This window comes from Pseudomonas sp. BE134, from assembly GCF_031456105.1.
Classification (GTDB): Bacteria; Pseudomonadota; Gammaproteobacteria; order Pseudomonadales; family Pseudomonadaceae; genus Aquipseudomonas.
In genome coordinates, this window is record NZ_JAVDUA010000015.1 from 16,839 (window position 1) to 38,454 (window position 21,616).

Consider the following 21,616-nt stretch of genomic DNA (forward strand, 5'->3'; position numbering starts at 1 on the left):
AAAGAGAGGCGCGGGTATAAACCGCGTCTCGTTGTTTTGTCGGACGTTTCCCCATGAGCTTCAGCCCTTTGATTCGCCAACTGATCGATGCCCTGCGAATTTTGCCGGGCGTGGGTCAGAAAACCGCCCAGCGCATGGCGCTGCAATTGCTTGAACGTGATCGCAGCGGTGGTTCGCGGCTGGCGTCGGCCTTGAGCCAAGCCATGGAAGGGGTGGGCCATTGCCGGTTGTGCCGCACGCTGACCGAAGACGACCTGTGCCCGCAGTGCGCGGATACCCGGCGCGATGACACCTTGTTGTGTGTGGTGGAAGGTCCGATGGATGTCTATGCGGTGGAGCAGACCGGGTTCCGTGGTCGCTACTTTGTCCTCAAGGGGCATTTGTCCCCGCTCGACGGCCTCGGGCCAGAGGCGATAGGCATCCCGCAGTTGATGGCGCGAATTGAAGAGGCCGGCAGCTTTACGGAAGTGATCCTCGCGACCAACCCGACGGTGGAGGGTGAGGCGACGGCGCACTACATCGCACAGTTGCTCAGCAATAAAGGCCTGATTGCCTCGCGTATCGCCCATGGCGTGCCGTTGGGTGGCGAGCTGGAGTTGGTGGATGGCGGGACGTTGGCGCATTCGTTTGCGGGGCGTAAGCCGATTGCCTTGTAGTGGCTGAAATGGCCCCTTCGCGGGCAAGCCCGCTCCCAGCAGGTACAGCGCTGCACCTGTGGGAGCGGGCTTGCCCGCGATGGAGGCGCCTCGGTCCCGCTGATTCACATTCCTGTTGAAAACCAAGCAAGCGCTCGGTTAACGTCGCTGAATCTTCAGTGGAGTTCGCCGATGCCTGCCTTTCAGGAATACTTCGATCCCAGCCATCAATTGGTCCGTGACAGCGTCAGACGTTTCGTCGAGCGTGAGATTCTCCCGGACATTAATCAGTGGGAGGAAGCGGAAAGCTTCCCCCGTGAGCTCTACCTCAAGGCTGGTAGCGCGGGGATTCTGGGCATTGGCTACCCCGAAGCACTGGGCGGCAGTCACGAAGGCGATCTGTTCGCCAAGGTCGCCGCCAGCGAAGAGCTGATGCGCTGCGGTTCTGGGGGACTGGTGGCCGGTCTCGGTTCGCTGGACATCGGCCTGCCACCGATCCTCAAGTGGGCCAGGCCTGAAGTCCGCGATCGCGTCGTGCCACAGGTATTGTCCGGCGAGAAGATCAGCGCCTTGGCCGTCACCGAACCCGGCGGCGGTTCCGACGTCGCCAACCTGCAAACCCGTGCCGTGCACGACGGCGACTTCTACCGCGTAAGCGGCAGCAAAACCTTTATCACCAGCGGCGTTCGTGCCGATTTCTACACCGTCGCGGTGCGCACTGGCGAGCCGGGTTTTGGTGGTATCAGCCTGTTGTTGATCGAAAAGGGCACACCCGGTTTCACCGTTGGCCGTCAGCTGAAGAAAATGGGCTGGTGGGCGTCGGACACGGCGGAGTTGTTCTTCGACGATTGCAGGGTGCCGGTGGGTAATCTGATCGGTGCGGAAAACATGGGCTTCGCCTGCATCATGGGCAACTTTCAAAGTGAGCGGCTGGCGTTGGCGCTGATGGCCAACATGACCGCGCAGCTGGCGCTGGAGGAAAGCCTGAAATGGGCACGCCAGCGCGAAGCTTTCGGTAAGCCCATCGGCAAGTTCCAGGTACTCAAACACCGCCTCGCCGAGATGGCGACAGCGCTGGAGGTGTCCCGGGAATTTACTTATCGCCAGGCGGCGAAGATGGCGACGGGGAAGAGTGTGATCAAGGAGATTTCGATGGCGAAGAATTTTGCCACCGATACCGCGGACCGGATCGTCACCGACGCGGTGCAGATCCTCGGTGGTTTGGGTTACATGCGCGAAAGCCTGGTGGAGCGCCTGTACCGGGATAACCGGATTTTGTCGATTGGAGGCGGGACGCGGGAAGTGATGAACGAGATTATCAGTAAGCAGATGGGGCTTTGATGCCTGAAGTGTTGCCACTGACGCCTTCGCGAGCAGGCTCGCTCCCACACTGGATTTGTGGTGTTCACAAAACCCTAGTGGGAGCGAGCCTGCTCGCGAATTTTGAAGGCACCGCTTACTTGTCAGTCAACGCAAACTGCGTCAGGCAGAAAGTAGGAATCCCCATATCCTCCAACCGCTGCGACCCGCCCAGCTCCGGCAGATCAATAATCGCCGCCGCTTCATGGACCCTCGCGCCCATGCGTTGAATCAGGTTCGCCGCGGCGATGAGTGTACCGCCCGTGGCGATCAGGTCATCGAACATCACGACCGAATCGCCCTCGCACAGGCTGTCGGCATGCACTTCGAGGAACGCTTCGCCGTACTCGGTCGCGTAACCTTCGGCCAGCACGTCGGCCGGCAGTTTGCCTTGCTTGCGGAACAACACCAGCGGCTTGTTCAGCTGATAGGCCAGCACCGAACCGATCAGAAAGCCACGCGCATCCATCGCACCAATGTGGGTGAAATCGGCTTCGACGTAGCGATGGGCAAAGCTGTCCATCACCAGGCGCAGGGCCGTGGGCGATTGAAACAACGGTGTGATGTCACGAAAGATCACACCCGGCTTGGGGAAGTCGATCACGGGGCGGATCAGGGATTTGATGTCGAAGGAGTCGAAGACCATCGTCAAGGTGTCCTGGCAGGTTGCAAACGTCGCAGTATAACGGCGGCTGAACGGTTTCGCTCAGCCGCAAGGGTTGTAATCAGCCTTCGACAGAGCCGCCGGCCAACGCACAGAGCTGGATCGGGTCAAGGATATGGATTTCTTTGCCTTCGGCCGCGATCAATTCGTTCTGCTGGAATCGGGTGAAGACCCGGGACACGGTTTCGACCGCCAGCCCCAGGTAGTTGCCGATTTCGTTGCGCGACATGCTCAGGCGGAACTGGTTGGCCGAGAAGCCGCGGGCGCGAAAACGTGCCGACAGGTTGACCAGGAACGTTGCGATGCGCTCGTCGGCGGTTTTTTTCGACAGCAGCAACATCATTTGTTGATCTTCACGAATCTCGCGGCTCATGACGCGCATCAACTGACGGCGCAATTGCGGCAGTTGCAGGGCCAGTTCGTCGAGGCGGTCGAAAGGGATTTCGCACACCGAAGTCGTTTCCAGCGCTTGCGCGGACACGGGATGCTTTTCGGTGTCCATGCCCGACAGGCCGACCAGTTCACTCGGCAGGTGGAAGCCGGTGAGTTGCTCCTCACCACTGTCGCTCAGGCTGAACGTCTTGAGGGCGCCGGAGCGTACTGCGTAAACGCAATCGAAAGTGTCGCCCTGGCGATACAGGAACTCGCCTTTTTTCAGCGGGCGGCCGCGTTTGACGATGTCGTCCAGTGCATCCATGTCTTCCAGGTTCAGAGACAGCGGTAAACACAGGGGGGCGAGGCTGCAATCCTTGCAATGGGCCTGGTTATGAGCACGCAGTTTGACTGGCTCGGACATTTCTTCAATCCTTGTGGGAAACACACATAAGACGTAAGGGTAACCCACAGGAGGGCGTTCCGGCCAGTTTGCGCAGATATTGTCCTGAGACGATATAGGGCGATGTTTGGGGGTGGCTAGATCACCCTGGAAAACCGTTGGTGGTTGAGCTCTTGCAGATAGGCATCAAACACCATGCACACCGACCGCACCAGCAAACGACCGGCCGGCAGAACGGTGATTCGTTCGTTGTCGAGGGTGATCAAGCCGTCATCGGCCATGGTCTGAAGCTGCGGCCACAATTGGCCGAAGTAACCGCGAAAGTCGATGTTGAAGACCTCCTCGATTTCGACGAATTCCAGGCTGAAATTGCAGATTAGCTGCTGTATCACCGCCCGTCGCAACCGGTCATCGGCGTTGCACACCAGGCCACGGCAGGTGGCCAGTTGAGCGGTGGCCAGGGTGTTCTGGTATTGCGCCAGGTCGCTGGTGTTCTGGCAGTACAGGTCGCCGATCTGGCTGATGGCGGACACCCCCAAACCGATCAGATCGCAATGGCCGTGGGTGGTGTAGCCCTGAAAGTTGCGTTGCAGGGTCGAATCTTCCTGGGCAATAGCCAATTCGTCGTCGGGCAGGGCAAAGTGGTCCATGCCGATGTAGCGGTAGCCGGCAGCGGTCAGTTGTTCAATGGTGCGCTGGAGCATTTCCAGCTTCTGCGCTGGCGTGGGCAGCTCGTCGCTGTTGATGCGCCGCTGTGGCATGAAGCGTTCTGGCAGGTGCGCATAGTTGAATACCGAGAGCCGATCTGGTTGCAGGTTGATCACTTCATCGACGGTGTGGGCGAAGTTTTCGGGCGTCTGCCTGGGCAAGCCATAAATCAGGTCAATGTTGATCGAACGAAATTGCAGGGTCCGGGCGGCGTCGATTACTGCGCGGGTTTCTTCCAGGCTTTGCAGGCGATTGACCGCCCGTTGCACCGCCGGGTCGAGGTCTTGCAGGCCAATGCTGACGCGGTTGAAGCCCAGTTCGCGCAGCAGGCCCATGGTCGACCAGTCGGCTTCGCGAGGGTCGATTTCGATGCCATAGTCGCCGGAATCGTCATCCAACAAGTTGAAGTGTTTGCGTAACTGGGCCATCAACTGGCGCAGTTCATCATGACTGAGAAAAGTCGGGGTGCCACCGCCAAAGTGCAGCTGTTCGACCTTCTGCGCCGGGTCGAGGTGACAGGCGATCAGCTGGATTTCCTGCTCAAGGCGCTGCAAGTAGGGCAGGGCGCGGCCACGGTCTTTGGTGATGACTTTGTTGCAGGCGCAGTAGTAGCAAATGTTCGCGCAAAACGGCACGTGCACGTACAGCGACAACGGACGCATCGTCTTGCGGCTGTCGCGCAGCGCGTGGAACAGGTCGAACGAGCCGACCTGACTGTTGAATTGCACCGCAGTCGGGTAAGAGGTGTAACGCGGTCCCGCCAAGTCATAACGGCGGATCAGATCGGTGTCCCAACTAATGGCGTCGAGCATCATGCGGGCATTCCCCCGGATAGGCTGGCAGTGTCTGCGAGTCTAGGGCGTGGGGCGGTTGGGTATCTTGATTTGCATCAACGGTGAGCACGGACCTGTAGCAGCTGCCGAGCCTGCGAGGCTGCGTTCGGCTGCGAAGCAGTCGTAAACCCTGAACGCGAGGTTTTCCTGAAGCACCGCATTGCCTGATTTCACGCCTGCTTCGCAGCCGAACGCAGCCTCGCAGGCTCGGCAGCTGCTACAGAGCTGTGGTGTTGATCTAGTGGCCCATCAGCCAATGCTGATGCGGCCCTGGCAAGGTCCAAATGCCAAACACCATCACCAGCAATCCACCGGCCATACGCACACTGCGTTTGCGCAACAGCGCCGTCACCCGCTCAGCGGCCAGGCCCGTGGCAAGCAGCACCGGCCAGGTGCCGAGTCCGAACGCGAGCATCAACAAGGCACTGTCCAGCGCATTGCCCTGGCTGGCCGACCACAGCAACGTGCTGTAAACCAACCCGCACGGCAGCCAGCCCCAAAGCGCCCCCAGCAGCAGGGCGCGGGGCAGGCTCGACACTGGCAACAGTTTGTTGGCAACCGGCTGGATATGCCGCCACAGGCCGCGACCCAGGCTTTCGATGCGGGTCAGGCCGCTCCACCAGCCGGCGAGGTACAGGCCCATGGCGATCAGCAGCAACCCGGCGATGACCCGCATAAACATCGCAGCCGGACTGTTGGCCACGGCCCAGCCCGCCAGGCCGATCAGCAGGCCGGCCGTGGCATAACTGAGGATTCGTCCCAGGTTGTAGGCCAGCAGCAGCCGAAAGCGACGGCTGCGTTGCTCTTTGGGAATCGCCAGGGTCAGCGCGCCCATCAAGCCGCCGCACATGCCCAGGCAATGGCCACCCCCGAGCAAACCGAGAATTACCGCAGACACCAGCAATGGCGCCAATTCAAGCATGAGGCGGCGCCTTGTCGTCCGGCTTGGCCGGATGGCCGCTGGCTTCTTCGACCGCTGCTTTGTGGGCCGGGTCCTGGTCGTCGAACAGAATGCTGTGGGCCGGGCCGTCGAGGTCGTCGTACTGACCGCTGTCGACCGCCCAGAAGAAGATGTAGACAGCGATGGCCACGAGCACCAATGCGGCCGGGATCATCACGTATAGAGCTGGCATGGGTGGACTCCATGCCCGCGCTGGCTCAGGCCGGCAGCGGGCGGGTTTCTGGCGTGGTGCTGGCAGCAGGCGCACTCGGCAGGCGAGTCAGGCGCAGGGCGTTCAGCACCACGGTCAACGAACTGATCGACATGCCGACGGCCGCCCAGACGGGCGTGATCCAGCCCAAGGCAGCGAACGGCAACATGAGGCCATTGTACAACCCGGCCCACAGGAGGTTCTCGATGATAATCCGACGGGTTCGCCGCGCCAAACTGAAGGCTTGCACCAGCGCGTCGAGACGGTTGGACAGTAACACGGCATCGGCGCTGGTTTTTGCCAGATCGGTGGCCGAACCCATCGCCACGCTGATGTCGGCGGCGGCCAGCACCGGCACGTCGTTGACCCCGTCACCGAGCATCAACACCTTGCGGCCTTCCTTGTGCAGTTGTTGCAGGACCTGCAGTTTGTCGTCCGGCCGTAAACCGCCACGGGCCTCGTCGATGCCCAGCTCGGCGGCGACGCTGGCGACCATCGGCGAACTGTCGCCGGACAGCAACAAGGTGCGCCAGCCCCGCGCCTTGCAGGCTTGCAGCAAGGCCGGAGCATCGGCGCGCAAACGGTCGTCGAGGACAAACCACGCCAGAGGCCCCTGAGTGTCGCCGAGCAGCAACCATTGGCCTGCTTCATCTGGCATCAAGGGCACGGCTGCACCGCTGAGTTCGCAGACGAAACCAGGCTGGCCAATGCGCAATCGCTGGACGCCGACCAGGCCTTCAAGACCCAGCCCCGGCGTGCTGTGGACTTCATCGGCGGCCAGTGGCGCGCGGCCAAAGGCGCGAGCGATCGGGTGCTCGGAGCGGTTTTCCAGGGCGGCGGCGAGGCTCAGGCACTGGTCACTGTCGAGTGCGCCAAGGGGACGGATTGAACGCAACGCCAGACGCCCTTCAGTGAGGGTGCCGGTCTTGTCGAAGATCACCGTGTCGATCTGGTTCATGCCTTCCAGCACATGGCCGCGCGTCAGCAACAGGCCGAGTTTGTGCAGCGTGCCGGTGGCGGCGGTCAACGCAGTGGGTGTCGCGAGGGACAAAGCACAGGGACAGGTGGCGACGAGCATGGCCAGCACAATCCAGAAGGCCCGCGATGAATCCAGTTCCCACCACAACACGCCAATGACAGCAGCGGCAATCAGCGACAGCAGCAAAAACCACTGCGCGGCACGGTCGGCGATTTCCGCCAGGCGCGGCTTTTCCGCTTGCGCGCGGTCCAGCAGGCGGACAATGGCGGACAGTCGCGTGTCCTGGCCCAGAGCCAACACTTGCACGGTCAACGCCCCTTCGACGTTCAGCGTGCCGGCGGTCACTGCATCGCCGGGCGTTCGCGGTTGCGGCAGGTATTCGCCGGTCAGCAGCGATTCATCGATGCTCGATTGGCCATCGAGGATCTTGCCATCAGCCGGCAGGATCGCCCCAGGATGGACCAGCACCTGATCACCCACGCGCAATTCGCTGAGCAGGATTCGCTCGCTCTGGCCATCAGCACTCAGGCGCAGGCATGAAGCGGGCAGCAGGTTGACCAGTTGTGCGGTAGCGGCAGCAGTGCGCTCTCGGGCCCGGCGTTCCAGATAACGGCCGGCCAGCAGGAACAGCGCAAACATCCCGACCGCATCGAAATACAACTCACCGACGCCGGTGATCGAAGTCCAGATCCCGGCGAGGTAGGCGCTGCCAATCGCCAGTGAGACCGAAATGTCCATGGTCAAGTGACGGGTGCGCAGATCACGCATAGCGCCTTTGAAAAAAGGTGCGCAACTGTAGAACACAATCGGTGTGGTCAGAAACAGCGCGACCCAGCGCAGAATGGTGTGCATTTCGGGGCTGAGGTCGATATTGAATTCCGGCCAGGTGGCCATGGTCGCCATCATCGCCTGGAACCAAAGCAGTCCGGCGACACCCAGTTGTCGCAAGGCCAGACGGTTTTCGCTGGCCAGTTGTTCGCTGGCGCGGTCGGCCTGATACGGGTGAGCGGCATAGCCGATGTGGCGCAATTCACTGAGGACTTGGCTCAACGGCAGTTGCGCGTCGGCCCAGCGTACGTGCAAGCGGTGATTGGACAGGTTGAGGCGCGCTTCGGCCACTGCCGGCAAGCCGCGCAGGTGTTTCTCGATCAACCAGCCGCAAGCGGCGCAGCTGATGCCTTCCATCAACAGGGTGGTCTCGGCGAGGTCGCCGTCGTGGCGTACGAAGGGGGCTTGCACGTCGGCGCGATCGTACAGCGCCAGTTCGTCCACCAACTGCACCGGCAAGGCTTCGGGGTTGGCCGATGACTCGCTGCGATGCTGGTAATAGCTTTCCAGTCCACCCGCCACGATAGCTTCAGCCACCGCCTGGCAACCCGGGCAGCAAAACTCGCGGGTTTCACCCAGGACCGCAGCGGTGAAGCGGCTGCCGGCCGGGACGGGCAGGGCGCAGTGGTAGCAGGGGGTTGGAGTGGTCATGAAGTGAAGTCCGATGATCGTTCCCGGGCTTTGCGTGGGAATGCCTCCCCGGACGCTCCGCGTCCGCTTCGGCTGGGACGCGGAGCGTCCCTGGCTGCGTTCCCACGCAGAGCGTGGGAACGATCAGGGTAAGGCTTACTTTTTAAGGTCTTCAGCGCCTTGCAGCGGTTCATCGCCCAGCAACAAGTCCTTGTCGTGGCTGACCGGTTCTTCTTCGAACAGGCGCCAGGTCTTGTCGCCCTCGATCCCCAGCAGTTCTACAAAGCGACGGCCTTCGACCTTGTCGCTCAGTTGACCAATGTAACGGCCCTGTTCTGTGTCGCTGTGGGCGAGGGTGATTTTGCGATCCTTCTCGGGCTGTGTCGGCGACATCAGGTTCAGCTCAAGGGTTTTCGGTTGGCTATTGCCACTCAGGTGCAGGTCGACTTCGCCGGTCACGCTATCCAGATGAATTTTGGCGCGCAGTTGCAGTGTCTGGGCCAACCGTTCACGGTCGAGTGAGCGATTGATGCCTTTGCCAGCCTCGTAGTAATTATCGTTCACCAGGTCGATCGGGTGATTCACCGCGATGGTCACCATGGACAAGGTCAGGGTCACCGAACAAGCCAGAATCCCGATGATGATCCACGGCCAAAGGTGCTTGTACCAGGGACTTGTAGCTGCTGCGGGCATGATGACTTCTCTCAACGAATTTGTGGGCCGATGAATCGGCTCTTGGCTTCAACGTGAACGCTGTTGTCATCGGCATCCTTGAGGATGAATTTAACCTCGTTGGTGCTCGATGGCAGTTTTTCCGGTGCGCTGGACAGCTCCACTGGCTGGGTGAAAATTTCCCCCGCGGCGACTTTGATCTCGCGCTTGCCTTGTAGCTTGAGGTCCGGCAAACCGGTGGCCTCCAGCACGTAGGTGTGGTCTCGCTGGTCTTTGTTCATGATTTTCAGGCTGTAGACGTTTTCGATCCGGCCTTCGGCATTCTCGCGGTACAGCACGCGGTCTTTGCTGACGTCGAAACCGACCAGCGAACGCATGAAGAACGCGGTGATCAACAGCGAAATCATCGCCAGCAGCACCACGGCATAGCCGATCAGGCGCGGACGCAGTTTATGGGTTTTTTGCCCGGACAGGTTGTGCTCGGTGGTGTAGCTGATCAGACCGCGCGGGTAGTCCATCTTGTCCATGATGGCATCGCAGGCGTCGATACAGGCGGCGCAACCGATGCACTCGATTTGCAGGCCGTCGCGGATGTCGATGCCAGTCGGGCAGACCTGGACGCACATGGTGCAATCGATGCAATCGCCCAGGCCTTGTGCCTTGTAGTCGATACCTTTCTTGCGCGGGCCACGGGACTCGCCACGACGTGGATCGTAGGAGACGATCAGCGTGTCCTTGTCGAACATCACGCTCTGGAAACGTGCGTACGGGCACATGTAAATGCACACCTGCTCGCGCAGCCAGCCGGCGTTGCCGTAGGTGGCAAGGGTGAAGAAACCGACCCAGAAATACGACCAGCCATCCGCTTCGCCGGTGAAAAAGTCGAACACCAGTTCGCGGATCGGCGAGAAATAACCGACGAAGGTCAGCCCGGTAACAAAACCGATCAGCAGCCACATCGAATGCTTGCTGAATTTGCGCAGGAATTTGTTGGCGCTCATCGGCGCTTTATCGAGCTTGATGCGCTGGTTACGGTCGCCTTCGGTGACCTTTTCGCACCACATGAAAATCCACGTCCAGACGCTTTGCGGGCAGGTATAACCGCACCAGACACGACCGGCGTAGACGGTGATGAAGAACAGGCCGAAGGCACTGATAATCAAAATCCCCGACAGCAGGATGAAATCCTGAGGCCAGAAGGTTGCACCAAAAATAAAGAATTTACGCTCCGGCAGGTTCCACCAGACGGCTTGATGACCGCCCCAGTTCAGCCAGACCGTACCGAAATACAACAGAAACAAAAAGGCGCCGCCCATCATCCGCAGATTGCGGAACAGGCCTGTGAAAGCGCGGGTGTAGATCTTTTCGCGAGAGGCATAGAGGTCGACGCTTTTGTTTGCGTCTTTGGCGGGCGGAGTGACGTCGTGTACCGGAATCTGGTTGCTCATCGTTGCATCCCACGGCAGTGGACAAATGCCCCGGTCAGTACATGCCAACCGAGGTCAAAAAGGGGTGTTGCGGTGGCGCAATGATACGCCTGTCGCTCTAGCTCGCGGGTGCGACCTTTGGTCACGTTGGTGGAAATCAACGGACGGTGTAATGACTTGTATCAATTGACTTGTGAATTATGGACGGTTTTGAGGGGTGGCGAGTTCATTCATCCCATGGATTGAGCAGTGCAACACCGCAGGATTGAAAGTCGCTGGTGTTACGTGTGACCACTGTCAGCCCTTGCACCAGCGCGGTCGCCGCAATCAAGGCATCGCTTTCGTTGCTGCGGTCCGGGACGTGCAGACTGCGCTACCATCGGTCGCTGTATCAATGTGGTGTAAACAAAACGGCCCCGCCAATCTTCATTGGCGGGGCCGTTTATTGTTGCCTCAGGCGTTTGCCTTACTGAGCGTCTGTCACCGGAGCCTTCTCACCTTGAGAGAGGCTGTAGACGTAAGCGGCCAGCAGGTGAACCTTGTCGTTGCCTTGCAGCTGTTCTTGCGCAGGCATCTGGCCCTGACGTCCATAACGGATGGTCTGCTGCAGTTGAGCGAAGCTCGAACCGTAGATGAACGCGCCCGGGTGGGTCAGGTCAGGTGCGCCCATCGCTGGCGTACCTTTGCCTTGCGGACCGTGGCAGGCCACGCAGTTGGCGGCGAACAGTTTTCCGCCGGCAGCCGGGTCAGCCTTGGTGCCTTCCGGCAGTTTGCGGCCATCGAGGTTGGTCAGTACAAACGCCGCAACGTCCGAAACGCCTTGCTCGCCGATCACTTCAGCCCACGCTGGCATGACCGCGTGACGGCCGCCCATGATGGTGGTCTTGATGGTTTGCGCATCGCCGCCCCAACGCCAGTCGGCGTCAGTCAGGTTAGGGAAACCGTAAGCGCCCTTGGCGTCGGAACCGTGGCAGACCGAGCAGTTGGAGGCAAACAGACGGCCACCCATCTTCAGGGCTTGCGGGTCTTTGGCGACTTCCTCGATAGGCATGGACGCGAACTTGGCGAAGATCGGACCGAACTTGGCGTCCGACTTGGCCATTTCCTTTTCCCACTCGTGAGGACCGGTCCAGCCAGCCTGGCCGTTGGCAAACGGCGTCTGCTTCTCGGTATCGAGGTAGTTGTAACCCGGCAGCAGGCCTTTCCAGTTGCCCAGGCCCGGGTACAGCACCAGGTAACCCAAGGCAAAAATGATGGTGCCCACAAACAGCATGAACCACCATTTTGGCAGTGGGTTGTCGTACTCCTCGATCCCGTCGAAGGAGTGTCCGACCGTATCTTCCGTCTGCTCGGTGCGCTGCCCCTTGCGGGTGTTCAGCAGCAGCCAGGTCAGGGCGAAAATGGTGCCGAGAGTGAGGACTGTGACGTACAGACTCCAGAACGTTGTCATTCTTTGTTACTCCTAGAAGCTTGCTCGACGTGCTTGATGGCTTCGGGATCATCCGCGAAAGGCAGCAAGGTCGCGTCTTCAAACTCCGACTTGCGCTTGGGGCTGAACACCCACAACGCCAGACCGATGAAGGCCACCATCACAACAACGGTGCCCAGGCCACGAATCATCCCGATATCCATCTAAATCACCGTTTGCTTTTGATGATGGTGCCCAGGCCTTGCAGGTAGGCCACCAGCGCGTCCATTTCGGTTTTGCCCTTCACGGCATCCTGGGCACCGGCGATGTCTTCGTCGGTGTAAGGGACGCCGAGCGTGCGCAAGACTTCCATTTTCTTGGCGGTGTCTTTGCCGTCGAGCTTGTTTTCCACGAGGAACGGGTAAGCCGGCATTACCGACTCAGGCACTACGTTGCGCGGGTTGTACAAGTGCGCACGCTGCCAGTCATCGGAGTAACGACCGCCGACACGGGCCAGGTCTGGACCGGTGCGCTTGGAACCCCACAGGAACGGGTGGTCCCAGACGCTTTCACCGGCGACCGAGTAGTGGCCGTAACGTTCGGTTTCAGCACGGAACGGGCGGATCATCTGCGAGTGGCAGCCGACACAGCCGTTGGCGATGTAAATATCGCGGCCTTCCAGTTCAAGGGCAGGGCGCGGCTTCATGCCTTCGACCGGCTTGTTGGTGACGTCCTGGAAAAACAGCGGAACTATCTGGGTCAGGCCGCCGATGCTGACGGCGATAACCATGAAGAAGGCCAGCAGGCCAATATTCTTCTCGACTGCTTCATGCTTCATCAGTGAGCTCCAACTACAGCGATCTGTTCGGCGGCTTTGGCTTCTACCGGGTTCGAGGCGCGTACGGTGCGCCATACGTTGTAGGCCATGAACAGCATGCCGCTGGCAAAGAACGCACCGCCCAGGGCGCGAACGATGAAACCAGGGTGGCTGGCTTGCAGCGCTTCGACGAACGAGTAGGTGAGGGTGCCGTCATCGTTGATTGCACGCCACATCAGGCCTTGGGTGATGCCGTTGACCCACATCGAAGCGATGTACAGAACGGTACCGATGGTTGCAAGCCAGAAGTGTGCGTTGATCAGGCCGACGCTGTGCATTTGCGGGCGACCGAACAGTTTCGGGATCATGTGGTAAACCGCGCCGATCGAGATCATCGCTACCCAGCCCAGAGCGCCGGCGTGTACGTGGCCGATGGTCCAGTCGGTGTAGTGAGACAGCGCGTTGACGGTCTTGATGGCCATCATCGGGCCTTCGAAGGTCGACATGCCGTAGAACGCCAGCGACACGACCAGGAAGCGCAGGATCGGGTCGGTACGCAGCTTATGCCAGGCGCCCGACAGGGTCATCATGCCGTTGATCATGCCGCCCCAGCTTGGTGCCAGCAGGATGATCGACATTGCCATGCCCAGCGACTGCGCCCAGTCCGGCAGCGCGGTGTAGTGCAGGTGGTGCGGACCGGCCCAGATGTACAGGGTGATCAGCGCCCAGAAGTGCACGATAGACAGGCGATAGGAGTAGATCGGACGCTCGGCCTGCTTCGGAACGAAGTAATACATCATCCCCAGGAAGCCGGTGGTCAGGAAGAAACCGACCGCGTTGTGACCGTACCACCACTGGACCATGGCGTCAGTCGCACCGGAGTAGGCCGAGTAGGACTTGAACAGGCTGACCGGCAGCGACATGTGGTTGACGATGTGCAGCATCGCGGTCACGAGGATGAAGGCACCGAAGAACCAGTTACCGACATAAATGTGCTTGGTCTTGCGCTTCATGATGGTGCCGAAGAACACCAGTGCGTAAACGACCCAGACGATGGCCAGCAAAATCGCGAGAGGCCATTCCAGCTCCGCGTATTCCTTGCTGGTGGTGTAACCCAGCGGCAAAGTAATACCGGCACCGACGATCACCGCTTGCCATCCCCAGAAGTGGAAGGCTGCGAGGCTGTCGGAAATCAGTCGCGTTTGGCAGGTTCGCTGCACGACGTAATAAGAAGTGGCAAACAGCGCACAACCACCGAAGGCGAAAATCACCAGGTTGGTGTGCAACGGGCGTAAGCGTCCAAAAGTCGTCCACGGCAGACCGAAATTCAATTCCGGCCATACAAGCTGTGAGGCGATGAAGACACCGACCCCCATGCCAAGTATCCCCCAGACCACCGTCATGATGGCGAACTGGCGGACTACCTTATAGTTATAAGCAGTCGGACTGATTGCTGTGCTCATTCTAAGGTTCCACGGTTTGGGTGTTTTATTAGGAGTAAAAATCGGCCGCAAGTATGGAGAAAGCAGGGGGTCATTGCAACGCGCCATGACCCCGGTCAAGGCTTTCCAGAGCTGATTCTGCGGCCTTTCCATGCGCCGCGTAAGGATAAAATCGCCCGAGGGCAAAATGTCGCAGCGGATGAAAATGGAGAGGGGGTCCGGTCAGTTGTAACGGAACGTGTTCAAACGCAACGATCGAGGGACCGACGGCAATTGGCGCGACAGCCGGTAATTACCAGCCTTTGCAGCTTGTCATCGAATTGATTCGTCGAACACATCGGCTAAAAACGACTGGAACCGGCTCATGCCAGTCCGCATCGAGCAAGCTTAGACCCGAATCTGGTGAACCGAAAGAAAGAGCAAAGGGGAGGGGTGCGACAATGGGTCGCAAAGAAGCAGCGGCAAGCTTCAAGCTGCAAGCTTCAAGAGGGGATCTCGTCGCTTGCAGCTTTTGCTTTTGTCTTTACTTGCCGCCTGTAGCTTGAAACTTGTCGCTCAACTGCTCATCACCTTTCGAAAGGCTATAAACATAAGCCGCAAGCAGTTGCACTTTATCGTTGCCGAGCAGTTCGTTCTGCGCCGGCATATGGCCCTGGCGACCATGGCGAATGGTCTGCTGCAACTGCGCCAGGCTCGTACCGTAAATAAAGCCGGCCGGGTGGGTCAGCTTCGGCGCGCCCATGGCTTCAGTGCCTTGGCCGTTTGCCCCATGACAGGCTACGCAGGTGGTGCTGAACAGTTGCTGTCCGGCTTGCAGGTCGGCGCCGCTGTCGGCGGGCAACGGCAGGCCGGCCAAGTCATGTCGTACGTACGCCGCAACATTTTTCACGCCGGCCTCGCCGAGGATTTCACCCCAGGCCGGCATCGCCGCCATGCGCCCCCCCATAATCGTGGTCTTGATCATTTGGGCGTCGCCGCCCCAGCGCCAGTCGCTGTCCGTCAGATTCGGGAAGCCAAACGCGCCCTTGGCATCCGAGCCGTGGCAGACCGAGCAGTTGGACGCAAACAGGCGGCCGCCCATTTTCAGCGCTTGCGGGTCCTTGGCCACTTCCTCCAGCGGCATCGCGGCGAATTTGGCGAAGATCGGCCCGAACTTCGCGTCGGCCTTTGCCATCTCCTTTTCCCATTCATGCGCGCCGGTCCAGCCGTTTTCATAGCCCGGCAAAATGCCCTTCCAGTTGCCCAGGCCCGGATAAAGGATCAGATAACCCGCGCCAAACACCAGCGTGCCGATAAACAGCAGGAACCACCACCGCGGCAACGGGTTGTCGTATTCCTCGATGCCATCGAAGCTGTGGCCCATGGTCTGGTCGACGCTGCCCTTGGTTTCGCCCTTGCGGGTGGCGATCAGCAGCCAGGTCAGGAAGATCAGGCTGCCAATGGTCAGTACGCAGATCCACGTACTCCAGAAGGTGGTCATGGCCGGGTACTCCTTGTTGCAGGTTCTTGGGTGGCGTCGGGTTGGGGCTCGTCGGCGAACGGCAGCAAGCGTGCTTCGGCGAATTGCGGCGTGCGCTTGCTGTTGAACACCCACAGGGTCAGGCCGATGAAGGCCACAAACACCACGACCGTGCCCAGGCCGCGGATCAGTCCACTGCTTATTTCAAAGACCATTCTTCACCTCTTGCTCTTGATGGCAGTGCCGAGCACCTGCAGGTAGGCAACCAAGGCGTCCATTTCGGTCTTGCCCTTGAGCGAGGCGACTGCGCCAGCGATGTCATCCTCGGTGTACGGCACGCCGAGGGTGCGCATGGCGCGGATCTTGGTTTCGGTGTGGCTGCTGTCGAGCGGGTTGGCCACCAGCCATGGGTAGGCAGGCATTTTCGATTCCGGCACTACGTTGCGCGGGTTGTACAAGTGCGCGCGGTGCCAGTCTTCCGAATAGCGACCGCCGACCCGTGCCAGGTCCGGCCCGGTACGTTTCGAGCCCCAGAGGAACGGGTGATCCCAGACGCTTTCCCCGGCGACCGAGTAGTGGCCGTAGCGTTCGGTCTCGGCACGGAATGGGCGGATCATTTGCGAGTGGCAGCCAACGCACCCTTCGCGGATGTAAATATCGCGACCTTCCAGTTGCAGCGCGGTGTAGGGCTTCATGCCTTCCACCGGTTTATTGGTCACATCCTGGAAGAACAGCGGGACGATCTGCGTCAGACCGCCGATGCTCACGGCCAGCACCATCAACAGCAACAACAGGCCGACGTTTTTTTCGATTGATTCGTGTTTCATGGCGGACTCCTCAAGCCATCTGCGCGGCAGCGGCAACGTCGGCAGGCTGCGAAGCCTGCACGGTGCGCCAGGTGTTGTAGGCCATCAGGAACATGCCGCTGAGGAAGATCGCCCCGCCCACCAGCCGCACGATGAAGCCTGGGTGGCTGGCCACCAGGGTTTCGACGAAGGAGTAGGTCAGCGTGCCGTCTGCGTTGACCGCACGCCACATCAGGCCCTGGGCGATGCCGTTGACCCACATCGAGGCGATGTACAGCACGGTGCCGATGGTCGCGAGCCAGAAGTGCGCGTTGATCAGGCCGACGCTGTGCATCTGCTCGCGGCCAAAGACTTTCGGGATCATGTGATACAGCGCGCCGATGGAAATCATTGCCACCCAGCCGAGCGCTCCGGCGTGAACGTGGCCGATGGTCCAGTCGGTGTAGTGGGAGAGGGCATTGACCGTTTTGATGGCCATCATCGGACCTTCGAAGGTCGACATGCCGTAGAACGCCAGCGACACCACGAGAAAGCGCAGGATCGGGTCGCTGCGCAACTTATGCCAGGCACCCGAGAGCGTCATCATGCCGTTGATCATCCCGCCCCAGCTCGGCGCCAACAGGATCAATGACATCACCATGCCCAGCGACTGTGCCCAGTCCGGTAGCGCGGTGTAGTGCAAATGGTGCGGACCGGCCCAGATGTACAGGGTGATCAGCGCCCAGAAGTGCACGATGGACAGGCGATAGGAATACACCGGCCGTTCGGCTTGCTTCGGCACGAAGTAGTACATCATCCCGAGGAAACCGGCGGTGAGGAAAAAGCCCACGGCGTTGTGGCCATACCACCACTGCACCATGGCATCGGTTGCACCGGCATACACCGAGTAGGACTTGGTGAAACTCACCGGCAACTCAATGTTGTTGACGATGTGCAGAATCGCCACCGTGACGATGAACGCACCGAAGAACCAGTTGCCAACGTAGATGTGCTTAGTCTTGCGCTGCATGATCGTGCCGAAGAACACGACGGCATAGGCCACCCAGACGATGGTGATCAGAATGTCTATCGGCCATTCCAGCTCGGCGTATTCCTTGGAACTGGTGTAACCCAGGGGTAAGGTGATGGCCGCCAGGAGGATCACCAACTGCCAGCCCCAGAAGCAGAACGCGGCGATTTTCGGCGCAAACAATTGGGTCTGACAGGTGCGTTGCACCGAATAGAACGAACTGGCGAACAGGGCGCAACCGCCGAACGCGAAAATCACAGCGTTGGTGTGCAAGGGGCGCAACCGGCCGAAACTGGTCCACGGCAAATTGAAGTTGAGTTCGGGCCAAACCAACTGGGCCGCGAGAAAAACCCCGAGCCCCATACCGACGATGCCCCACACCACCGTCATAATGGCGAATTGGCGGACCACCTTGTAGTTGTAGGCGGTACTGATAGAAGTGTTCATGGTTCCCCATCCACGGTTCAGCCGAAGTGAAGGCGTTCGCTCAGGGCAAACGCTCCCTTCGTCTGGAGTTATTGGCAGACTAAAAGCGAGGCAAGCATGGACAAGCAGCACAAGGCCAGTATTGACGGGGATCAATGGGCGCAGTGCGTACGGGATCACGGATGGTTGTGGAATGCAGCTGTTTCGCCGGCATCGGCAACGCTGATCCTCGCCCACGGTGCCGGCGCGCCGATGGACAGCGGCTGGATGAACGACATGGCTGCACGCCTTGCCGATCAAGGCGTCAACGTGTTGCGCTTCGAGTTTGCGTACATGGCGCAACGGCGCGTTGACGGGAGTAAGCGACCACCCAATCCAGCCCCGAAACTGCTGGAATGCTGGCGTGAGGTGTATGCCCAGGTGCGACGCCATGTCACTGGGCGCTTGGCCGTCGGCGGCAAGTCCATGGGCGGGCGGATGGCGAGTTTGCTGGCGGATGAGTTGGGCGCTGATGCGCTGGTATGTCTGGGGTATCCGTTCTATGCCGTCGGCAAACCGCAAAAGCCTCGGGTCGAGCATCTGGCCGGGTTGAAGACGCGGACGTTGATTGTGCAGGGCGAACGGGATGCTTTGGGTAATCGCGAGGCGGTCGAGCGATATGTGTTATCGCCGAGCATCGAGATGATGTGGCTGGTGGCGGGGGATCATGATTTGAAGCCGTTGAAGGCTTCGGGGTTTACCCATGAGCAGCATTTGGCGGCTGCGGCGCAGAAGGTTGCCGTGTTTCTTCGGTGAGATTTTCAGTGCCTGTCAGGCCGCCATCGCGGGCAAGCCCGCTCCCACAGGATTTTGTGTTGATCCCAACTATTGAGCAACGCTACCAATCATTGTGGGAGCGGGCTTGCCCGCGATGGCGGCCTGACTGGCGACATAGCTTTCAGATCGGCAACAAAAAACCCGGAAGCTTTCACTTTCCGGGTTTTTTCTTTCCAGCAACGATCAGCGGTTAAACCGCTCCACCAGCGAATACTGCGTATTCGCGGTCTTCGTCAGCTCTTCACTCAACAACGCCGAATGTTGGGCCTGTTCCGACGTCTGATCCGCCAATTGTGAAATGTTGCTGATGTTGCGGCTGATTTCTTCGGCCACCGCACTTTGCTCTTCGGTCGCCGCCGCGATCTGGGTGGTCATGTCGGTGATGTTGGCCACCGCTTCGCTGATCCCCACCAGTGCCTGATCCGCTTCCAGAACCCGCGCCACGCCTTCTTCGGCCTGACGATGCCCGGCTTCCATGGTTTGTACCGCCGTGCTCGCCGTTTGCTGCAGCTTGGCGATCAGGGCGTGGATCTGCCCGGTTGATTCGCTGGTGCGTTGCGCCAGTTGGCGAACTTCGTCCGCCACCACCGCAAAACCACGACCCATCTCACCGGCACGGGCCGCTTCGATGGCGGCGTTCAAGGCCAGCAGGTTGGTCTGGTCGGCGATGCCTTTGATCACATCGACCACGCCGCCGATTTCATCGCTGTCCTTGGCCAGTTGGGTCACGGTCAGGCCGGTTTCACCCACCACCACCGACAGGCGCTGAATGGCTTCGCGGGTTTCCCCGGCGATATCGCGGCCGCGACCTGTCAGGCGATTGGCTTCCTGGGTGGCGTCAGCGGTGCGCTGTACGTGGCTGGCGACTTCCTGAGTGGTAGCCGCCATCTGGTTGACAGCGGTGGCCACTTGCTCGGTTTCGACGCGCTGACGTTCCAGGCCGCTGGAGCTGTTGTGCGCCAGGGTGTCGGACTGCTTCGCTTGCGCGGTCAGGTGCTCGGCGGTGTCCTGCAGACGGGTCAGGCAGGTTTTCAGGCGGGCTTCCTGGCTGAGAATCGACATTTCCAGTTGCGCCTGAGCGCCACGGCTGTCGGTGTACATCTGCGCGATCAGCGGGTCGGACGTGGTTTGTTCGGCCAGGCGCAGCAGACGTTTGAGCCCACGTTGCTGCCAGCTCAAACCCATCAGGCCCAACGGCACCGACAGGCCGGCGGCCAAGGCGAAGCCCCATTGGGACGACAGCGAGGCACCGATCATGAAGCTCACCTGGCTGACCAGAATGAACGGCAGCCAATCCTGAAGCACCGGCAACCATTTATCAGTCGATGGAATGGCGGACTTGCCCTGGTTGATGCGTTGGTAGAGTGCTTCGGCACGCTGGATCTGCTCGGCGGTGGGTTTGATCCGCACCGATTCGTAACCGATTACCTGGTTGCCATCGAAAACCGGTGTGACATAGGCGTTCACCCAATAGTGATCACCGCTCTTGCAGCGATTCTTGACGATGCCCATCCATGGCAAGCCTTGTTTCAGCATGCCCCACATGTGCGCGAACACCGCCGCCGGAACGTCGGGGTGACGGACCAGGTTGTGCGGTGCACGGATCAGCTCCTCACGAGAAAACCCGCTGATCTCGACGAACGCGTCGTTGCAGTAGGTGATCACGCCCTTGGCATCGGTGGTGGAAATCAACCGTTGCTGAGCCGGGAAGGTCCGTTCGCGCTGGGTAATGGGCTGGTTGTTACGCATGGCTTTTTCAATCCGCAAGGCTTTGAAAGGTTCTCGGCGGCGTCAGGCATTAGTTGAAATTATTTTTCAATAATCAGCACTGCGTCGCAAAACGGACAGGGCCGTCAGCGCGCGAGCATCGGATAAGTGAAGAGAGTGAAGTGCAGCAGATTCAGGCCGAAATGGGTGGCGATGGCTGCCCCCAAGCCGCCGAAACGATACGCCAGGCCGTAACCGAAGCCGGCCAGGCTCGCCAGTAGCCCCCATTCCCACCCAGCCCCCAGATGCGCCAGGCCGAACAGCAACGATGCGAGCAGCAGGGCGAGATTTTCACCGTAAGGCAGGTGCTTGAAGCAGCGGCTCAGGCCGCCCTGGAGGTAGCCACGAAACAGCGCTTCCTCGACCAGCGTGACCAGCAGCAGATTATTCAGCACCCACAACCAGGCGTGATCCGGCCACTTCGGTGCCCAACTGATCACACCCAGCAGGAGTGCGCCACCCAAAGCCAGTACGGCGCTCAGTGTCAGGGCGAGGGCGGTGGCATAAACGCCGAGGCGCACCGAGCGTCGGCCGACAATCCACGGGCAAACCAATAAAAGCCAGAAGCCGATCAGAGGTTTGTCCTGATTCAGATACATTGAAAAACGCACCGCGTCGTCGGTGAAGTGTTGAGGGGCGATCCCGCGACCGTTGAAGAACCCCGGAAGCCAGTGCAGCGCCAGTGCCAGGGCGAGGATGATGAACACGCCGTGGCCGAGGTAGCGGGCAATCGGCAGTTTTTGTTGGCGAGCGGCCACACCGGCTACCAGTAGCAAGGCGATGGTGATCAAGGCCAGCCAGTTGAGTTGGCCGTAGGACAGCGCAAAGGTGTAGCCAATGGAGAGAAGGGCCAGGTAGGTCCATGGCAGGGCGATCATTGAGCATCCTTGTTGTGCAGAAATGCTGCGGCGTACCCCGATCCAACAGGGTTTTGGATTTGGCATTCAAAAGTGGGAAGGTTACAGGGACGTTCGCGGCACAATCAAAAACACCGCCCGAAGGCGG

At 60.0% G+C, this 21,616-nt stretch carries 21 protein-coding genes and 1 pseudogene; 3 read left to right on the top strand and 19 right to left on the bottom strand.

The features are described 5' to 3' along the window. The first annotated feature begins 53 nt into the window (after positions 1-53). Positions 54-656: a recombination mediator RecR gene (recR, locus tag J2Y56_RS14080; RefSeq protein ID WP_007949478.1), complete on the top strand. Its 603-nt coding sequence runs from the start codon at positions 54-56 to the stop codon at positions 654-656. Positions 657-827: 171 nt separating this feature from the next. Continuing rightward, complete coding sequence (locus J2Y56_RS14085; protein ID WP_310350777.1) at positions 828-1,976, top strand: acyl-CoA dehydrogenase family protein; 1,149 nt, start codon at positions 828-830, stop codon at positions 1,974-1,976. A gap of 115 nt (positions 1,977-2,091) precedes the next feature. On the opposite strand, the gene J2Y56_RS14090 is transcribed toward J2Y56_RS14085, so the two are convergent. From J2Y56_RS14090 to ccoN (J2Y56_RS14170), 17 genes and pseudogenes are all read right to left on the bottom strand, one after another. Further along, positions 2,092-2,640: an adenine phosphoribosyltransferase gene (locus J2Y56_RS14090; protein WP_007949480.1), complete on the bottom strand. Its 549-nt coding sequence runs from the start codon at positions 2,638-2,640 to the stop codon at positions 2,092-2,094. A gap of 79 nt (positions 2,641-2,719) precedes the next feature. Beyond that, a complete protein-coding gene (gene fnr / locus J2Y56_RS14095; RefSeq protein ID WP_007949482.1) occupies positions 2,720-3,454 on the bottom strand; it encodes a fumarate/nitrate reduction transcriptional regulator Fnr in 735 nt (244 codons plus the stop codon). 116 nt (positions 3,455-3,570) lie between these two features. Continuing rightward, positions 3,571-4,953 carry an oxygen-independent coproporphyrinogen III oxidase gene (gene hemN / locus J2Y56_RS14100; protein WP_310350964.1) on the bottom strand — a complete coding sequence of 461 codons (1,383 nt, stop codon included), beginning with the start codon at positions 4,951-4,953 and terminating at the stop codon, positions 3,571-3,573. 259 nt (positions 4,954-5,212) lie between these two features. After that, the gene (locus J2Y56_RS14105) at positions 5,213-5,896 is read right to left on the bottom strand and encodes a sulfite exporter TauE/SafE family protein (RefSeq protein WP_007945046.1); all 684 of its coding nucleotides are present in this window, start codon (positions 5,894-5,896) and stop codon (positions 5,213-5,215) included. Further along, a complete protein-coding gene (gene ccoS / locus J2Y56_RS14110) occupies positions 5,889-6,107 on the bottom strand; it encodes a cbb3-type cytochrome oxidase assembly protein CcoS (RefSeq protein WP_007945047.1) in 219 nt (72 codons plus the stop codon). The genes J2Y56_RS14105 and ccoS overlap by 8 nt, the downstream gene beginning before the upstream one ends. Before the next feature lie 25 nt (positions 6,108-6,132). Continuing rightward, positions 6,133-8,583, bottom strand: a complete 2,451-nt coding sequence (locus tag J2Y56_RS14115; protein WP_007945048.1) for a heavy metal translocating P-type ATPase — start codon at positions 8,581-8,583, stop codon at positions 6,133-6,135. A 135-nt stretch (positions 8,584-8,718) separates the two neighbouring features. Further along, complete coding sequence (locus J2Y56_RS14120; RefSeq protein ID WP_007945050.1) at positions 8,719-9,255, bottom strand: FixH family protein; 537 nt, start codon at positions 9,253-9,255, stop codon at positions 8,719-8,721. Between the two features lie 11 nt (positions 9,256-9,266). Further along, entirely contained in the window at positions 9,267-10,682 is a 1,416-nt protein-coding gene (gene ccoG, locus J2Y56_RS14125) for a cytochrome c oxidase accessory protein CcoG (protein ID WP_007945051.1), read from the bottom strand. 205 nt (positions 10,683-10,887) lie between these two features. Next, positions 10,888-11,028 (bottom strand): annotated as a pseudogene (locus tag J2Y56_RS14130) (VapC toxin family PIN domain ribonuclease); the annotation flags it as partial. A 99-nt stretch (positions 11,029-11,127) separates the two neighbouring features. Further along, a complete protein-coding gene (gene ccoP / locus J2Y56_RS14135; protein ID WP_310350785.1) occupies positions 11,128-12,111 on the bottom strand; it encodes a cytochrome-c oxidase, cbb3-type subunit III in 984 nt (327 codons plus the stop codon). Then, positions 12,108-12,293: a CcoQ/FixQ family Cbb3-type cytochrome c oxidase assembly chaperone gene (locus J2Y56_RS14140; protein ID WP_003175465.1), complete on the bottom strand. Its 186-nt coding sequence runs from the start codon at positions 12,291-12,293 to the stop codon at positions 12,108-12,110. The genes ccoP (J2Y56_RS14135) and J2Y56_RS14140 overlap by 4 nt, the downstream gene beginning before the upstream one ends. A gap of 5 nt (positions 12,294-12,298) precedes the next feature. Then, on the bottom strand, positions 12,299-12,907 hold the full coding sequence (gene ccoO, locus J2Y56_RS14145) for a cytochrome-c oxidase, cbb3-type subunit II (RefSeq protein ID WP_007945053.1): 609 nt from the start codon (positions 12,905-12,907) through the stop codon (positions 12,299-12,301). After that, positions 12,907-14,349, bottom strand: a complete 1,443-nt coding sequence (gene ccoN / locus J2Y56_RS14150) for a cytochrome-c oxidase, cbb3-type subunit I (RefSeq protein WP_007945054.1) — start codon at positions 14,347-14,349, stop codon at positions 12,907-12,909. Before ccoN (J2Y56_RS14150) ends, ccoO (J2Y56_RS14145) begins: the two co-directional genes overlap by 1 nt. Before the next feature lie 502 nt (positions 14,350-14,851). Beyond that, positions 14,852-15,808, bottom strand: coding sequence for a cytochrome-c oxidase, cbb3-type subunit III (ccoP, locus tag J2Y56_RS14155; RefSeq protein WP_007945055.1), 957 nt, complete (start codon positions 15,806-15,808; stop codon positions 14,852-14,854). Continuing rightward, entirely contained in the window at positions 15,805-16,002 is a 198-nt protein-coding gene (locus tag J2Y56_RS14160; protein WP_310350788.1) for a CcoQ/FixQ family Cbb3-type cytochrome c oxidase assembly chaperone, read from the bottom strand. Before J2Y56_RS14160 ends, ccoP (J2Y56_RS14155) begins: the two co-directional genes overlap by 4 nt. A 3-nt stretch (positions 16,003-16,005) precedes the next feature. Continuing rightward, positions 16,006-16,614 (bottom strand): cytochrome-c oxidase, cbb3-type subunit II, encoded by a 609-nt coding sequence (ccoO, locus tag J2Y56_RS14165; RefSeq protein WP_150778731.1) that lies wholly within the window; start codon positions 16,612-16,614, stop codon positions 16,006-16,008. Between the two features lie 10 nt (positions 16,615-16,624). Next, positions 16,625-18,049 (bottom strand): cytochrome-c oxidase, cbb3-type subunit I, encoded by a 1,425-nt coding sequence (gene ccoN / locus J2Y56_RS14170; RefSeq protein WP_007945060.1) that lies wholly within the window; start codon positions 18,047-18,049, stop codon positions 16,625-16,627. 96 nt (positions 18,050-18,145) lie between these two features. On the opposite strand from ccoN (J2Y56_RS14170), the gene J2Y56_RS14175 reads away from it, so the two are divergent. Continuing rightward, positions 18,146-18,823 carry an alpha/beta family hydrolase gene (locus tag J2Y56_RS14175; RefSeq protein ID WP_310350790.1) on the top strand — a complete coding sequence of 226 codons (678 nt, stop codon included), beginning with the start codon at positions 18,146-18,148 and terminating at the stop codon, positions 18,821-18,823. Between the two features lie 204 nt (positions 18,824-19,027). Here the strand turns inward: J2Y56_RS14175 and J2Y56_RS14180 are convergent, their stop codons facing one another. Then, entirely contained in the window at positions 19,028-20,593 is a 1,566-nt protein-coding gene (locus J2Y56_RS14180; RefSeq protein WP_007945064.1) for a PAS domain-containing methyl-accepting chemotaxis protein, read from the bottom strand. A gap of 104 nt (positions 20,594-20,697) precedes the next feature. Next, positions 20,698-21,489: a type II CAAX prenyl endopeptidase Rce1 family protein gene (locus J2Y56_RS14185; RefSeq protein WP_310350793.1), complete on the bottom strand. Its 792-nt coding sequence runs from the start codon at positions 21,487-21,489 to the stop codon at positions 20,698-20,700. Between the last annotated feature and the right edge of the window lie 127 nt (positions 21,490-21,616).

What these genes read in the sequence shown, in the direction of transcription:
- ccoO (WP_007945053.1), bottom strand. Translation starts at nt 12,907, where the DNA reads ATGAAGCATGAAGCAGTCGAGAAGAATATTGGCCTGCTGGCCTTCTTC.
- J2Y56_RS14090 (WP_007949480.1), bottom strand. Translation starts at nt 2,640, where the DNA reads ATGGTCTTCGACTCCTTCGACATCAAATCCCTGATCCGCCCCGTGATC.
- J2Y56_RS14160 (WP_310350788.1), bottom strand. Translation starts at nt 16,002, where the DNA reads ATGGTCTTTGAAATAAGCAGTGGACTGATCCGCGGCCTGGGCACGGTC.
- ccoN (WP_007945060.1), bottom strand. Translation starts at nt 18,049, where the DNA reads ATGAACACTTCTATCAGTACCGCCTACAACTACAAGGTGGTCCGCCAA.
- ccoP (WP_007945055.1), bottom strand. Translation starts at nt 15,808, where the DNA reads ATGACCACCTTCTGGAGTACGTGGATCTGCGTACTGACCATTGGCAGC.
- ccoP (WP_310350785.1), bottom strand. Translation starts at nt 12,111, where the DNA reads ATGACAACGTTCTGGAGTCTGTACGTCACAGTCCTCACTCTCGGCACC.
- ccoO (WP_150778731.1), bottom strand. Translation starts at nt 16,614, where the DNA reads ATGAAACACGAATCAATCGAAAAAAACGTCGGCCTGTTGTTGCTGTTG.
- ccoN (WP_007945054.1), bottom strand. Translation starts at nt 14,349, where the DNA reads ATGAGCACAGCAATCAGTCCGACTGCTTATAACTATAAGGTAGTCCGC.
- J2Y56_RS14180 (WP_007945064.1), bottom strand. Translation starts at nt 20,593, where the DNA reads ATGCGTAACAACCAGCCCATTACCCAGCGCGAACGGACCTTCCCGGCT.
- J2Y56_RS14175 (WP_310350790.1), top strand. Translation starts at nt 18,146, where the DNA reads ATGGACAAGCAGCACAAGGCCAGTATTGACGGGGATCAATGGGCGCAG.
- hemN (WP_310350964.1), bottom strand. Translation starts at nt 4,953, where the DNA reads ATGCTCGACGCCATTAGTTGGGACACCGATCTGATCCGCCGTTATGAC.
- recR (WP_007949478.1), top strand. Translation starts at nt 54, where the DNA reads ATGAGCTTCAGCCCTTTGATTCGCCAACTGATCGATGCCCTGCGAATT.
- fnr (WP_007949482.1), bottom strand. Translation starts at nt 3,454, where the DNA reads ATGTCCGAGCCAGTCAAACTGCGTGCTCATAACCAGGCCCATTGCAAG.
- J2Y56_RS14120 (WP_007945050.1), bottom strand. Translation starts at nt 9,255, where the DNA reads ATGCCCGCAGCAGCTACAAGTCCCTGGTACAAGCACCTTTGGCCGTGG.
- J2Y56_RS14115 (WP_007945048.1), bottom strand. Translation starts at nt 8,583, where the DNA reads ATGACCACTCCAACCCCCTGCTACCACTGCGCCCTGCCCGTCCCGGCC.
- J2Y56_RS14185 (WP_310350793.1), bottom strand. Translation starts at nt 21,489, where the DNA reads ATGATCGCCCTGCCATGGACCTACCTGGCCCTTCTCTCCATTGGCTAC.
- J2Y56_RS14140 (WP_003175465.1), bottom strand. Translation starts at nt 12,293, where the DNA reads ATGGATATCGGGATGATTCGTGGCCTGGGCACCGTTGTTGTGATGGTG.
- J2Y56_RS14105 (WP_007945046.1), bottom strand. Translation starts at nt 5,896, where the DNA reads ATGCTTGAATTGGCGCCATTGCTGGTGTCTGCGGTAATTCTCGGTTTG.
- ccoS (WP_007945047.1), bottom strand. Translation starts at nt 6,107, where the DNA reads ATGCCAGCTCTATACGTGATGATCCCGGCCGCATTGGTGCTCGTGGCC.
- J2Y56_RS14085 (WP_310350777.1), top strand. Translation starts at nt 828, where the DNA reads ATGCCTGCCTTTCAGGAATACTTCGATCCCAGCCATCAATTGGTCCGT.
- ccoG (WP_007945051.1), bottom strand. Translation starts at nt 10,682, where the DNA reads ATGAGCAACCAGATTCCGGTACACGACGTCACTCCGCCCGCCAAAGAC.